The following is a 14,434-nucleotide window of genomic DNA, read 5'->3' as shown; positions in this document are numbered from 1 at the left end:
GCCATGGCCTGGATCACCATCATCGCCGCACTGTCATCGGGCGGGGCCATCGGGCTGATCCTTGGCCTGGTGGGCGGGGGCGGATCGATCCTTGCCGTGCCGCTGCTGGTCTATGTGGTGGGTGTGGGATCGACCCATGCCGCCATCGGCACGGCGGCGGTGGCGGTATCGGCCAATGCGCTGGCCAGCCTGATTGGCCATGCGCGCGCGGGCCGGGTGAAATGGCGCTGTGCGGGCGTGTTCGCGCTGGCGGGCACGGCGGGCGCGGCGCTGGGGGCCGAACTGGGCAAGGCCGTCGATGCCGATCGCCTGCTGGCGCTGTTCGGCCTTTTGATGCTGGGCGTGGGCCTGGCCATGCTGCGCGGACGCAAGGGCGCGGACCGGCCCGACGTAAGGCTGACGCGCGAGAGTGCGGCCGCGCTGTTGCCGCGCCTTGTCCCCATCGGTCTGGGCACGGGGCTGGCGGCGGGCTTTTTCGGGATTGGCGGCGGTTTCCTGATCGTGCCGGGGCTGATCGCGGCGACCGCCATGCCGATTGCTTATGCCATCGGCACGTCCCTGGTGGTCATCACCGCGCTGGGGGCGACCACGGCGGCAAGCTATGCGGCGTCTGGCCTTGTGGACTGGGCCGTCACCTTCTGGCTGATCGCGGGCGGGGCCATCGGCACGGTCGGCGGGATCGCGCTGGGCCGCGTGCTGGCAAGCCGCAAGGGATTGTTGGAGCGCGGCTTTGCCGTGCTGGTGATCGCCATCGGGGCCTATGTGGTGCTGACCGCGATCTAGGCAGGCCTGTTCGCTGCCATGCAGCGCAGGCGGCCCTTTCTCGTTGTTCGATTTCTCCGGTCGCTTGCAGCCTCAACCGATGCGATAGGGCACCACGCCGCGCCCGCCCGGATCGACGACGATGGCGCGGTCGCCCGGCGGAAAGGCGCGCTGGTCGCAGTTCTCGCGGGGGCAAAGACGGCAGGAAATGCCGATGGGTGTCGCCGCGCCGCGTGCCGTGACGTCCAGACCGTCGGCATAGATGAAGTCGCCGGCATCCTTCGCCTCGCAGCCAAGCGCCACGGCAAAGCGGCGGGGCGGGCGGGCATAGCTTCCCGAAGGTTTCACCAGCCCCTTGGCCATCGACACATAGCGAACTCCGTCTGGCGTTTCGGCCAGCTGCGTCAATATGCGGTCGGGGATCGCCACCGCCTCGTGCACGATCCACAGCGGGCAGGCCCCGCCGAAACGCGCGAATTGCAGCGGCGTCGCCGAATGGCGCTTGGTGATGTTGCCCGCCATGTCGACGCGGCAGAAAAAGAACGGAATGCCCCGCGCCCCTTCGCGTTGCAGCGTCGACAGCCGGTGGCAGGCCTGTTCGAAGCTGACCGCGAAACGCTGGCGCAAGCGGTCGATGTCGTGCCGTTCGGCCAGCGCCGCAGCGCGAAACCGTTCATAGGGCATCAACAAGGCACCGGCCGCGTAATTGCCCAGCCCGATGCGCAACAATTGCCGCGCTCCTGCCGAAGCCAGCCCCGACTGGCGGGTGACCAGCGCGATTTCATCGGCCAGCGCGATCCCCGCCAATTGCCACGCCAGTTGAAACCGCCGGGTTTCGGCAGGCTGCGCGGGATCGAGGGTGAGTGCATGACGCGCCGCATCGTAATGCCGCAGCCCGCCTTCGCCCTGCGTGACATTCAGGCCCAGCCTTTCCGCAAAGCGCAGCAAGGCCGCTTCGGTCAGCGGCGGTGCACCATCGGCAATGCGCGCGGCCAGATCCTCTGCCCCGCGATCCAGCGTGTGGATGTAATTGCCTGCGCCGTGGAACCAGTCGCGCACTTCTTCCCACGGCAAGCGACCCGATTGCGCGGTTTCGCCCGATTCCAGCGCCTCGTCCAGCATTTGCAAGCGCTCGCCCGCTTGCCGGTACGCGGCATGCAGCGCGACGAAACGCTCGGCCAGATGCGGCTGCTGGCGCACGGCGCGGGCGGCGGCATCCTCTCCCAGCGGCTCGGCAAAGATCGGATCGGATGCGGCGCGGCGCAGGGCCTCTGCCCGCTTGTCCGAACTGTCGCCGCCCAGATCGTCGAGCCGCAAATCGAAATGCCGCGTCAGCGCGGCGATCAGTGGCGGGGTCAGCGGGCGGTCGTCGCTTTCCAGCTGCGAAAGATAGGAAACCGAAATGCCCAGCCTTGCCGCCATCTCGGCCTGTCGCATGGTCCGCCGTCCGCGCAGGGCGCGCAGGGTCTTGCCGGCAAAGATGCGTTGCGGTCGGTTCATCGCGCTTTCGTAACGCGGTGACAGCGGTTTTGCAAAACCCGCCGCCACGATTTTGCAAATTCGCATTGGACTTGCAATTTGCTGACAGCAATAGGCAATCTGGCAAGACGGCGGCGCCTGCCGTCTTCGCAACCCGTAAGCACCATGGAGAGGGGCCCTCGTCCGCAATGTCTGCCAATATCGCCGAAGTCGAACGTCGCCGCGCCGCCGCCCATCTGGGAGGTGGCCAGAAACGCATCGATGCCCAGCACGCCAAGGGCAAGCTTACTGCCCGAGAGAGGCTTGACGTGCTGCTCGATGCCGGATCGTTCGAAGAGCTGGACATGTATGTCGAGCATAATTGCGTCGATTTCGGCATGGACGAGGGTCACATCCCCGGTGACGGCGTGGTCACCGGATCGGGCACGATCAACGGTCGGCTGGTCTATGTGTTCAGCCAGGATTTCACCGTCTTCGGCGGTTCGCTGTCCGAACGCCACGCGCAAAAGATCTGCAAGGTGATGGATGCCGCGCTGAAAGTCGGCGCGCCCGTCATCGGCCTGAACGACAGCGGCGGCGCACGTATTCAGGAAGGTGTCGCCTCGCTGGGTGGCTATGCCGAAGTGTTCCAGCGCAATGTGCTGGCATCGGGCGTGGTGCCGCAATTGTCGCTGATCATGGGCCCCTGCGCGGGCGGTGCGGTTTATTCCCCCGCAATGACCGATTTCATCTTCATGGTAGAGGACAGCTCGTATATGTTCGTGACCGGCCCCGACGTGGTCAAGACGGTGACGAACGAGGTTGTGACGCAGGAAGAGCTGGGCGGTGCGTCGACCCATACCACCAAGACCAGCGTCGCCGATCTAGCGTGCGAGAACGACATTGTGGCGCTGTTGCAGGCGCGCGATTTCATCGATTATCTGCCGCTGTCGAACCGCGACGAAATCCCCGAACGCCCCACCAGCGACCCGTGGGACCGGCTGGAAGACAGCCTGGATACGATCATTCCGGCATCGGCCAACCAGCCCTATGACATGCACGAAGTCATTCGGAAGGTGGTGGACGAAGGCGACTTTTTCGAAGTGCAGCCCAAGCATGCCGCGAACATCATCTGCGGTTTCGGCCGGGTCGAAGGGCGGACCGTGGGGATCGTCGCCAACCAGCCAATGGTGCTGGCAGGCGTGCTCGACATCAATTCGTCGAAAAAGGCCGCGCGTTTCGTGCGCTTCTGCGATGCATTCGGCATTCCGATCCTGACCTTCGTCGACGTTCCGGGCTTCCTTCCCGGCACCGATCAGGAACATAATGGCATCATCAAGCATGGCGCGAAACTGCTGTTCGCCTATGCCGAGGCGACCGTGCCCAAGATCACCGTCATCACCCGCAAGGCCTATGGCGGGGCCTATGACGTGATGGCGTCAAAGCATCTGCGCGGCGATCTCAACTACGCTTGGCCCACCGCCGAAATCGCGGTGATGGGCGCTAAGGGCGCGGTGGAGATCATCTTCCGGCAGGACCGCGACGATCCGGACAAGATCGCGGCCAAGACCAAGGAATATGAAGACCGCTTCGCCAACCCCTTCGTGGCCGCGTCCAAGGGCTTTATCGACGAGGTTATCATGCCTCACTCCACCCGCCGCCGCATCGCGCTGGGCCTGCGCAAGTTGCGGAACAAGGAGCTGGAGAATCCCTGGAAAAAGCACGACAATATCCCGCTCTAAGGGAATGCTTTTCGATGGCTGACTACACCGCCAAAGTCCGCTGGGAAATTTCCGAAGGGGAAGATTTTCCGAGCAACAAATACAGCCGCGCCCATGTGTGGAGCTTCGACGGCGGAGCGAAAGTGCCGGGCAGCGCGGCGCCGGGCTATCTGCCTGCCGCGCTGATCGACGAAAGCGCGGTCGATCCCGAAGAGGCGCTGCTGGCTGCGGCGGCAAGCTGTCATATGCTTTACTTCCTTGCCTATGCGGCCAAGGCGGGTTTCTCGATCTCTTCCTACGAGGATAATCCGGTGGGCGAGGTCGAGAAGAACGAGGCGGGCGATCCGTGGGTGTCGACCATCGTAATGCGCCCGCACGCTGCCTTTACCGGCGACAAACTGCCTGATGCAGAGGAGGTCGAAAACCTTCACCACAAGGCGCATAAAAGCTGCATCATCGCGAATAGCCTGAAGAGCGCGATGACCATCGAACCGATTATTTGAGGGCTTAGTCATGAAACCCGCATTCACCTTGGGACGGATGAACCACCTCGGCTATGCCGTGCCGGACATGGATGCCGCCATCGCGCATTACTGCGACGTGATGGGCGCATCGGTTGTGACCGAGCCGTTCGACATGCCGGAGCAGGGCGTGAAAGTGTGTTTCGTCCATACGCCCGGAAACGGAGAAGACGGGAACGGCACCGCAGGCACGCAGGTCGAACTGCTGTCGCCGCTCGACGGAAATTCGCCCGTCGCGGGCTTCATCGCCAAGAACCCGCTGGGCGGGCAGCATCACGTTTGCTTTGAAGTGCCGGATATCGAAGAGGCGCGCGCCTATTTCGATGGCATCGGCAAGCGCATTCTGGGCCCGACGCGGATCGGTGCGCATGGCACGCCGATCTTCTTCGTGCATCCCAAGGACATGATGGGCATGCTAACCGAAATCATGGAAACCCCCGAAGAGGCGCATTGATGTCCTATCGTTTCATCACATCCGAACGCGATGGCGGCGTGGTCACCATCGCGATCAACCGGCCCGACCGGCTGAATGCGCTTACGCCAAACGTCTTTTCCGAATTGGCTGATGCCATGGACAAGGCGGTCGATGGCGGGGCGCGGGCTTTGGTGCTGACGGGCGCAGGTCGTTCATTCTGTGCAGGGGCCGATCTCCGCTCGGATGGTGCAGGCTATATGGGCTTGCCCGAGGATCTTGGTGAAGTGCTGGATGGGCACTATAATCCTTTTGTTTCCAAGCTGCTGGATCTTCCCATTCCCCTGATCACTGCGATGAACGGACCGGCGGTCGGTGCGGGAATGTCTCTGGCACTCGCAGGTGATATTGTGGTCGCGGATCGTTCGGCGTTTCTGCTGCTCGCCTTCGTCAATATCGGCCTGGTTCCCGACATGGGCGCAAGCTGGTTCGTGGCTCGCGCAGTGGGCAGGGCCCGCGCCCTTGAGCTGGCGCTGCTGGGTGAGGAGATCAGCGCTGACGATGCCAAGGCGATGGGTCTCATCAGCCGCGTCGTGGACGATGGCGCGGCGCTCGAAGAGGCTCAGGCTATCGCGCATCGGCTGACCAAGGGGCCAGCGAAAGCGATTGGCATGATCCGCAAACAGATGACCGATGCACTGGATATGACCTTCGCTGAAATGCTGCAGCAGGAGCGCATCAACCAGTCCGTCGCCGGCCGGACCGAGGATTTCAAGGAGGCGCTGGACGCCTTTGCGCACAAGCGCCGCCCCATCTTCAAGGGGCGCTGAGAGGGTTTATCATGAGTGACAAGAAACCGACGCTGACCGACTGGCAGGCCACCGCCGACAAGGAAGTGAAGGGCCGCGATCTGACCTGGCACACGCCCGAGGGGATCGACGTCAAGCCGCTTTACACGGCGGCGGACAATGAAGGCTGGGACCCCGGCCTTCCCGGCTTTGCCCCGTTCACGCGCGGGGTGAAGGCATCGATGTATGCGGGCCGTCCGTGGACGATCCGCCAATATGCGGGCTTCTCGACCGCAGAGGAATCGAACGCCTTTTATCGCCGCAACCTTGCCGCGGGACAAAAGGGCCTTTCGGTCGCTTTCGACCTTGCCACCCATCGCGGCTATGACAGCGACCATCCGCGCGTCGTCGGCGATGTTGGCAAGGCGGGCGTGGCCATCGACAGTGTCGAGGACATGAAGATCCTCTTCGACCAGATCCCGCTCGACCAGATGAGCGTGTCGATGACGATGAACGGCGCGGTGATCCCGTGCCTTGCTTTCTATATCATCGCGGCGGAAGAGCAGGGGGTTAAGCCAGAACAGCTGACCGGGACCATCCAGAACGACATTCTGAAGGAGTTCATGGTCCGCAACACCTATATCTATCCGCCCGAACCTTCGATGCGGATCATTTCCGACATCTTCGCCTATACGGCGGACCACATGCCGAAGTTCAACTCGATCTCGATCTCCGGCTATCACATGCAGGAAGCCGGCGCGACGCAGGTGCAGGAGCTGGCCTTCACCATCGCCGACGGCATGGAATATGTGAAATATGGCGTGGCCAGCGGGCTTGATATCGACAAGTTCGCGGGGCGGCTGAGCTTCTTCTTCGCCATCGGCATGAACTTCTTCATGGAAGTGGCCAAGCTGCGTGCGGCCCGCACCTTGTGGCACCGCGCGATGACGCAGCTGGGCGCGCAGTCCGAGCGGTCCAAGATGCTGCGCACCCATTGCCAGACCAGCGGCGTGTCTTTGACCGAGCAGGACCCCTACAACAACGTGATCCGCACCACGGTCGAGGCGATGGCCGCGATGCTGGGCGGCACGCAGTCTCTCCACACCAATGCGCTGGACGAGGCGATTGCGCTTCCCACCGATTTCTCCGCCCGCATCGCCCGCAACACGCAGATCGTGCTGCAGGAAGAAACCGGCATGACCAATGTCGTCGATCCGCTGGGCGGCTCCTATTACGTCGAAGCGCTGACCAAATCGCTGGTGGACGAGGCATGGGCCATCATCGAGAAGGTCGAGGCCGAGGGCGGCATGGCCAAGGCCGTGGCAGCCGGTTGGCCCAAGGGCATGATCGAGGAAGCAGCCGCCGCCCGTCAGGCACGTGTCGACAAGGGCGAAGATGTGATCGTCGGCGTCAACAAGTTCCGCCTGAAAGACGAAGACCCGATCGAGACGCTCGACATCGACAATACCGCCGTGCGTGAGGCGCAGATCAGGCGTCTGGAAAAGATGCGCAGCACGCGTGACGAGAAGAAGTGTCAGGCGGCGCTGGACGCGCTGCGCGAAGGGGCCAAGACCGACGGCAACCTGCTGGCGCTGGCTGTCGATGCCGCGCGCGAACGCGCCAGCCTTGGCGAGATTTCGGATGCGATGGAGGCTGCTTTCGGCCGCTATGACACTATGCCAAAGCCGGTTAGGGGCATTTACGGCGCTGCCTATGCCGATGATAGCCGTTATCGGGCCGTGGTCGATGGTGTCGAAGCGGTGGGCCGCCGTATGGGCCGCAAGCCGCGCGTGATGATCGCCAAGATGGGGCAGGACGGCCACGACCGCGGCGCGAACGTGATCGCGTCGGCCTTTGGCGACATGGGTTTCGACGTCACCACCGGTCCCTTGTTCCAGACGCCGCAGGAAACGCTGGAAATGGCGCTTGAGGCCGATGTCGACCTGATCGGCGCATCGTCGCTGGCGGCTGGGCACAAGACGCTCATCCCCGAACTGATCCGCCTGTTGAAGGACGCAGGTCGCAGCGACATCAAGGTCACGGCAGGCGGCGTGATCCCGCCCAGCGATTACGAATATCTGCGCAATGCGGGCGTGCAGGGCATCTATGGCCCAGGTTCCAACGTGGTCGAATGCGCGGCGGACGTGCTGCGTCTGCTGGGCCACAACATGCCGCCCGCCGATCTCGACGAGGCAGCGGAGTAATAACCCGGTGTCACTTGGCTTCTCCATCGAAACGCTGCTGCTTGACGCACGGGTCTCCGGCCCGCTGCGCATGGGGCTGGTGCGTCTGGCGGAAGGTGAGTGGCTGGCGGGCGACCCCGATCTTGCCCCGCGGAACGCGACATTCGACGCGCATCCCGATGCCGTCCAGATCCTCCCCGAAGCGCGCGCTGCCGAAACCGAACTGTGCGAAATGCTGGGCGTATCGGGCGGCATCGAACAGGCCGCCCGCGCGCATTGGGAGGATTTCTGCATTCTGACGCAGGATGCGCCGGATCAACCCTATCGCCTCACCGGCGCGGCGGTGGCGTTTCCGACCGATTGGCACCTTGCCGATAAAATGGGCCAAGCCGTCGCCAAGGTGCATGAACCCATCGACGGATATGCCGAGCAACTCTCCGCAGGCGTCGATCGATTTCTCGACGGATTGCGTGCGCCGCATATTTTCGGCCGCACCAACGCCTTTGTGGTGCCCAACGGATTGTGGCGCTATCTCCCCACCGACGATCCCGAACAGCGCTTTGCCCATGTAAACCCCGAAAACGCGGGCGAAACCCTGTTCGTGCGCTGCGAGCGGGAGACGTTGCGACGGCTGCCGAAATCGCAGGCCATCGTCTTTACCATCGGCGTGCATGTCGCGCCGCTTGGCAGCCTGAGCGACGCAGGCGTTGCGCGGATTGCCGAAACGCTCCACGGTTTCGGTGCGGGCGAGGGTGACCGGCGCGCCGCACCCCATTATGCACGCGCGCTTTCCGCCTATGCAGAGGCGCGCCAGAGGAAAGCCGCATGACCAACCCCCAAACCGCACCCGCACCGCGTTCTGAAACGCGCCCCGAACCGCGAAACGACTGGACCCGCGAGGAAATCGCCGCCCTGTTCGACCTGCCGTTCACCGAGCTGGTATTCCGCGCGGCCGAAGTGCATCGCGCCCATCACCGGCCCAACACCGTGCAGCGTTCGACCCTGCTGTCGATCAAGACCGGCGGTTGTCCCGAAGACTGCGGCTATTGCAGCCAGTCCGCCCATAATGACAGCGGGCTGAAGGCGACCAAGCTGATGGAAGTGCAGCAAGTGCTGCAATCGGCGGCACAGGCCAAGGACATGGGGAGCACCCGTTTCTGCATGGGTGCGGCATTCCGCAATCCCAAGGACCGCGACATGCCCGCGCTGACCGAAATGGTCCGGCAGGTAAAGGCGATGGGGATGGAAACCTGCATGACGGCGGGGATGCTGACTGACACGCAGGCACGGCAACTGGCCGATGCGGGCCTCGATTATTACAACCATAACATCGACACAGGCCCCGAATATTACGACCGCGTTGCCACTACGCGCAGCCTGGGCGACCGGTTGCTGACGCTGGAACATGTGCGCGCGGCGGGCATCAACGTGTGCTGCGGCGGGATCGTCGGCATGGGCGAAACGCGCGAGGATCGCGTGGGCTTCGTCCACGTGCTGGCGACGATGGAGGATCACCCCGAAAGCGTGCCGGTCAATGCGCTGGTGCCGGTCAAGGGCACGCCGCTGGGCGACATGCTGGCCGATACGCCGCTGGCCCAGATCGACGAGATCGAATTCGTCCGCACCGTCGCGGTGGCGCGCATTACCATGCCCGAATCCATGGTCCGCCTGTCGGCAGGGCGCGAGAGCATGAGCGCATCGACACAGGCCTTGTGCTTCCTTGCGGGGGCAAACTCCATCTTCAGCGGCGAACAATTGCTGACCGCGCCCAATGCGGGCGACGACAGCGACGATGCGCTGTTCGACCGGCTGGGGCTGGAAGCGATGGCGGCGTCCGACACCGGCGCGACCTGCGCAAAACTGCCCGCGGAGGCTGCCGAGTGATCGCAGCGCTGCTTCTTGCCACTGCCGTTCAATCCGCCGCCTGCGACAATGCGATGACGCAGGCGGACATGAACGCCTGTTCCATGCAGGAATATCAGGCCGCCGATGGCGCGCTGAATGCCGCATGGGCCGTTGCACGCGCAGTGGCGAAGCAGCGCGACACATTCGACAGCCTGCTGGCGGCGCAGCGCGCGTGGATCGCCTTCCGCGACGCGCAATGCAAGGCGGTGGCTGCTCCCTATGCCGGCGGGTCGATCCTGCCGCTGATCCACAACCGATGCATGACCGAACTGACCGAAACGCGAACCGTGCAATTGCGCGCGCTCGCGCAGACGAACTGATCCAGAGAGGAAGCCGTTAGTGTTCAAGAAGATCCTCATCGCCAATCGCGGCGAAATCGCATGCCGCGTGATCAAGACCGCGCGCCGGATGGGCATTGCCACGGTTGCCGTCTATTCCGATGCCGATGCGCGCGCGCCCTTCGTGCAAATGGCGGATGAGGCTGTTCACATCGGCCCCTCGGCCGCGTCGGAAAGCTATCTGATCGCGGACAAGATCATCGCCGCCTGCAAGCAGACCGGTGCCGAAGCCGTGCATCCGGGCTATGGTTTCCTGTCCGAACGCACGTCGTTTGCCGAGGCGCTGGCCGCGGAGGGGATCGAGTTCATCGGCCCGCCCGTGGGTGCCATTGCTGCCATGGGCGACAAGATCGAATCCAAAAAGCTGGCCAAGGAAGCGGGCGTCAATGTCGTCCCCGGTTTCGTGGGCGAAATCCGCGACACCGACCACGCGGTCGAGATTTCGAACGACATCGGCTATCCGGTGATGATGAAGGCCAGCGCGGGCGGCGGGGGCAAGGGCATGCGCCTTGCCTATTCCGAACAGGACGTGCGCGAGGGTTTCGAAAGCGTGAAGCGCGAAGGGCTGAACAGCTTTGGCGACGACCGCGTTTTTATCGAGAAATTCATCCTCAACCCGCGCCACATCGAAATCCAGATTCTGGGCGATAAGCACGGTAATATCCTTTATCTGAACGAGCGTGAATGTTCGATCCAGCGTCGCCACCAAAAGGTGGTCGAGGAAGCGCCGTCACCTTTCGTCACGCCCAAGATGCGCAAGGCGATGGGCGAGCAATGCGTGGCGCTGTCGCGGGCCGTCGGCTATTATTCGGCCGGAACGGTCGAGCTGATCGTTTCGGGCGCGGACCCCAGCGGGGAAAGCTTCTACTTCCTTGAAATGAATACCCGCCTGCAGGTGGAACACCCCGTTACCGAGGCGATTACCGGCGTCGATCTGGTCGAACAGATGATCCGCGTGGCCGCAGGCGAAAAGCTGGCGATGACGCAGGACGATGTGAAGATCGACGGCTGGGCCATCGAAAACCGCGTCTATGCCGAAGACCCCTATCGCGGTTTCCTGCCCAGCACGGGCCGCCTTGTCCGCTATGACCCGCCGGTCGATGGCTGGACCGATGACGGTAGCGAGAATGGCCGCCGCGGTGTGGACGGGATTCGCGTGGACGATGGCGTTTACGAAGGCGGCGAGGTCAGCATGTTCTATGACCCGATGATCGCCAAGCTGATCACATGGGGCGAAACCCGTGACGAGGCAGCGGACTTACAGGTTGCGGCGCTGGATGCCTTCGACATCGAAGGGCTGGGCCATAATATCGATTTCCTGTCGGCCATCATGCAGCATCCCCGTTTCCGCAGCGGCGAGCTGACCACCGGCTTTATTGCCGAAGAATACCCCGAGGGCTTCACGGGTGCGCCTGCCGATGCGGCCATGGGGCGCAAGCTGTCGGCCATCGCGGCCTTTATCGCCACTGCCCACGCCGACCGCGCCCGCCGGATCGAGGGGCAGCTGGGTAACCGCCTGTCACCGCCCGCCGACTGGGTGGTCGAGCTGGGCGATGCCGGGCACGAGGTGACGCTGTCGCAAGATGCGGTCACGGTCGACGGCGATGCAGTCGATATCGCCATGGAATACACGCCCGGTCAGCGTCTGGTCAGCGCCGTGTTCGATGCCGACGAAGAGGGCGAAGGCGGCGATCCGCTGACCGTGAAGGTCGAACCTATACCGGCCGGTTTCGCACTGACGACGCGCGGCGCGCGCCACAAATTGCGCGTGCTACCCGCCCATGTGGCGCGTTACCAGAAACATATGATCGAAAAGATTCCGCCCGACATGTCGAAATTCCTCGTCTGTCCGATGCCGGGCCTGCTCGTATCGCTGAACGTGGGCGAGGGCGACAAGGTCGAACAAGGCCAGCCGCTGGCGGTGGTCGAGGCGATGAAAATGGAAAACATCCTGCGCGCCGAGAAATCGGGCGTAGTGAAATCGGTCAATGCCAAGGCCGGAGATTCGCTTGCGGTCGATGCGGTCATCCTCGAAATGGAATGAATGCATATTGACCAAAACGCCGCTACGCCGCCTGCCGATACGATTGCCTTCGACGATTTTCTGAAGGTCGATATCCGTATCGGCACGGTGGTAAAGGCCGAACCCTTTGAAAAGGCGCGCAAGCCCAGTCTGATCCTGCATATCGATTTCGGACCGGGCGTGGGGCTGCGCAAGACAAGCGCGCAGATCGCGGCGCTTTACAGCCCCGAAGATCTGGTAGGGCGGCAGTTGGCAGGCGTGGTGAACTTCCCGCCGCGCCAGATCGGCCCGATCATGTCCGAGGTGCTGACGCTGGGATTTGCGGATGCGGAAGGGCGTATAACGCTGTTCTCACCCGACAAGGTGGTGCCCGATGGTGCGCGCTTGCTCTGATGCGCGGCGCACACCCGATCAATCGGGAGTCTTGCTTGCCTCGATAAACCAGCGCTGGCTGCCTTCCAGCCCGATGGCGGTCAGCCGCCCCGAACGAAATGCGCCGGTATCGATACCGATGCGATTGGGCCGGTCGGTGCGCGGGCCGATTTCCACTTCCTCGCGGATCGTGTGGCCATGGATGACGCATACGTCCAGCGGACTGTCGTGGCTGAGGAAGGGTTCGCGAATCCAACGCAAGTCGCGCGACACCTGTTCTTCCAGCGGGATGGCCGGATTGATGCCAGCGTGTACGAACAAATAGTCGCCGATGCGGATCATGTTTTCCATCGATTCGATCAGTTCGATGTCTTCGATTGGGACCGCTTCCCGCGCCATCTCGGCCAGATCGGACAATGTTGCGGTGCGATAGGTTTTTAGCGGGATCGGATAGCTGAGCAGAGTTTCCCGACCACCTACCCGCAGGAAATGGCGCAGATTTTCGTCACTGTCGAGCGCGCGCAGCATCATCTCTTCATGATTGCCCATCAGCATGCGGACCTTGCGACGCGCGGCCCATTGACGTGCGCTGGCAATCACGCCCGCGCTGTCGGGCCCGCGATCGATCAGGTCGCCCAACAGAATAACGGTCGTGTCGGCTTCGCCCCGCTGCGCATCGTCAGCGTCGATCATGTCAATAATGCTGTCGAAGAGGTCGCGGCGTCCATGAATGTCGCCGACGGCATATACGCGTTCGCCCTCGGGAATAGACGGCCCGTGCAGCGGCTCGCTGCGCTTTCGATCAAGAATGTCGCGAAAAAAGTTCATAGTGCAATCGTGGCCATTGATCGAAGCTAGTTAATGATCCCTGAATCGCGCGACAAGGCGTGCCGGTAAAAGGATAAGCATTTAGGGCATCTATGACATAATCGGTCTCTCAACGCGCGCTGCGTTGCAAGAAATCCACACCAACCGGCCTGTTTGACACAGAAAGTTAAAAATCGCCTTGTGCAGTGCAGCAAATATCTGCACAGCGAATAGTACACCGTCCCGACACGCGCCGAATAAACAAGGTGCGGCGGGGTTGTGTTCAGGAGGAGCAGGAGTCCTTGGACAAAGATGAGGGAATAAAATGAAAACTCTTCTCCGCGGCGCGATTGCCGCCTCTCTGCTCGCTAGCTCGGCTCTGGTTGCGGCGCCGGCATTCGCACAGGACGAAAGCGAGATTTCGGTTTCCGCCAATGTTGCAATGGTGACCGATTATCGTTTCCGCGGCGTCAGCTATTCGGGTGGTGATTTCGCCATTCAGGGCGGTGTCGACATTGCCCATTCCAGCGGTTTTTACATCGGCACCTGGGCATCGTCGCTCGAGCCGACCTCGACCGGCTATGGCAATACCGAAGTCGATCTTTACGGCGGTTACAGCGGCGCGATCAACGATACGGTTTCGTTCGACGTCGGCCTGCTTTATTACATGTATCCCAGCGCTTCGGGTGATACCGACTATTACGAACCCTATGCTTCGGTAACCGCGGCTCTTGGCCCGGCAGAGGTGACTGCGGGCCTCGCCTATGCGTGGGAACAGGATTCGACTGCAAACCAGGACAATCTCTACCTCTACACCGATATCGGTTTCGGCGTCCCCGGCACGCCGGTGACGATTAGCGGCCATCTCGGCTATACCGATGGCGTCTGGTCGCCCGAGACCTATTCGGACTTCGGCACCGATGACCAGACGGCATTCGACTGGTCGATCGGCGCATCGATGGCCGTGTTCGGTCCGCTTGAGGCTGGCATTTCCTATGTCGGCGTTGAGGCTCCCTCGAACGACGATATCCGGTTCGGTCCGGTCATGAATGACACGGTCGTCGCGACCCTGTCGGCCAGCTTCTGATCGATAGACAGCGGTCCCGAGGGATCGTCAGAATTGCGGCCCGCGTTCCGATGGAGC

Annotated in this window: 14 protein-coding genes; 12 read left to right on the top strand and 2 right to left on the bottom strand. The window is 62.7% G+C overall.

What is annotated here, in order from left to right:
- Positions 1-3 precede the first annotated feature (3 nt).
- Positions 4-783, top strand: coding sequence for a sulfite exporter TauE/SafE family protein (locus LOZ77_RS09715; RefSeq protein ID WP_230278982.1), 780 nt, complete (start codon positions 4-6; stop codon positions 781-783).
- A gap of 72 nt (positions 784-855) precedes the next feature.
- Here the strand turns inward: LOZ77_RS09715 and LOZ77_RS09710 are convergent, their stop codons facing one another.
- Positions 856-2,262: a short-chain fatty acyl-CoA regulator family protein gene (locus tag LOZ77_RS09710; RefSeq protein WP_230278981.1), complete on the bottom strand. Its 1,407-nt coding sequence runs from the start codon at positions 2,260-2,262 to the stop codon at positions 856-858.
- 167 nt (positions 2,263-2,429) lie between these two features.
- On the opposite strand from LOZ77_RS09710, the gene LOZ77_RS09705 reads away from it, so the two are divergent.
- Genes LOZ77_RS09705 through LOZ77_RS09660 form a run of 10 tightly spaced genes read left to right on the top strand, consistent with a single transcriptional unit; the run spans position 2,430 to position 12,504 of the window.
- Entirely contained in the window at positions 2,430-3,962 is a 1,533-nt protein-coding gene (locus LOZ77_RS09705) for an acyl-CoA carboxylase subunit beta (RefSeq protein ID WP_230278980.1), read from the top strand.
- 14 nt (positions 3,963-3,976) lie between these two features.
- Positions 3,977-4,444, top strand: a complete 468-nt coding sequence (locus tag LOZ77_RS09700) for an OsmC family protein (protein WP_230278979.1) — start codon at positions 3,977-3,979, stop codon at positions 4,442-4,444.
- A 10-nt stretch (positions 4,445-4,454) separates the two neighbouring features.
- Positions 4,455-4,916, top strand: coding sequence for a methylmalonyl-CoA epimerase (gene mce, locus LOZ77_RS09695; RefSeq protein WP_230278978.1), 462 nt, complete (start codon positions 4,455-4,457; stop codon positions 4,914-4,916).
- The gene (locus LOZ77_RS09690) at positions 4,916-5,704 is read left to right on the top strand and encodes an enoyl-CoA hydratase-related protein (RefSeq protein WP_230278977.1); all 789 of its coding nucleotides are present in this window, start codon (positions 4,916-4,918) and stop codon (positions 5,702-5,704) included. The genes mce and LOZ77_RS09690 overlap by 1 nt, the downstream gene beginning before the upstream one ends.
- 11 nt (positions 5,705-5,715) lie before the next feature.
- Positions 5,716-7,866, top strand: a complete 2,151-nt coding sequence (gene scpA / locus LOZ77_RS09685; RefSeq protein WP_230278976.1) for a methylmalonyl-CoA mutase — start codon at positions 5,716-5,718, stop codon at positions 7,864-7,866.
- A gap of 7 nt (positions 7,867-7,873) precedes the next feature.
- A complete protein-coding gene (locus LOZ77_RS09680) occupies positions 7,874-8,674 on the top strand; it encodes a heme-dependent oxidative N-demethylase subunit alpha family protein (RefSeq protein WP_230278975.1) in 801 nt (266 codons plus the stop codon).
- Positions 8,671-9,729, top strand: coding sequence for a biotin synthase BioB (gene bioB, locus LOZ77_RS09675; protein WP_230278974.1), 1,059 nt, complete (start codon positions 8,671-8,673; stop codon positions 9,727-9,729). Before LOZ77_RS09680 ends, bioB begins: the two co-directional genes overlap by 4 nt.
- The gene (locus LOZ77_RS09670) at positions 9,726-10,070 is read left to right on the top strand and encodes a lysozyme inhibitor LprI family protein (protein WP_230278973.1); all 345 of its coding nucleotides are present in this window, start codon (positions 9,726-9,728) and stop codon (positions 10,068-10,070) included. The genes bioB and LOZ77_RS09670 overlap by 4 nt, the downstream gene beginning before the upstream one ends.
- A gap of 19 nt (positions 10,071-10,089) precedes the next feature.
- Entirely contained in the window at positions 10,090-12,132 is a 2,043-nt protein-coding gene (locus tag LOZ77_RS09665; protein ID WP_230278972.1) for an acetyl/propionyl/methylcrotonyl-CoA carboxylase subunit alpha, read from the top strand.
- The gene (locus LOZ77_RS09660; protein WP_230278971.1) at positions 12,133-12,504 is read left to right on the top strand and encodes a tRNA-binding protein; all 372 of its coding nucleotides are present in this window, start codon (positions 12,133-12,135) and stop codon (positions 12,502-12,504) included.
- An 18-nt stretch (positions 12,505-12,522) separates the two neighbouring features.
- Here LOZ77_RS09660 and LOZ77_RS09655 read toward each other — a convergent pair whose 3' ends face one another.
- On the bottom strand, positions 12,523-13,311 hold the full coding sequence (locus LOZ77_RS09655; RefSeq protein ID WP_230278970.1) for a metallophosphoesterase family protein: 789 nt from the start codon (positions 13,309-13,311) through the stop codon (positions 12,523-12,525).
- Positions 13,312-13,615: 304 nt separating this feature from the next.
- Here LOZ77_RS09655 and LOZ77_RS09650 point away from each other — a divergent pair, with 304 nt between their 5' ends.
- On the top strand, positions 13,616-14,377 hold the full coding sequence (locus tag LOZ77_RS09650) for a TorF family putative porin (RefSeq protein ID WP_230278969.1): 762 nt from the start codon (positions 13,616-13,618) through the stop codon (positions 14,375-14,377).
- The last annotated feature ends 57 nt before the right edge of the window (positions 14,378-14,434 follow it).

Origin of the sequence: Croceicoccus sp. Ery15 (assembly GCF_020985305.1) — a bacterium.
In the GTDB taxonomy this organism is placed as follows: Bacteria; Pseudomonadota; Alphaproteobacteria; order Sphingomonadales; family Sphingomonadaceae; genus Croceicoccus.
The sequence above is the reverse complement of the archived record's forward strand: the minus strand, read 5'-3'. Positions and strand labels throughout refer to the sequence as shown.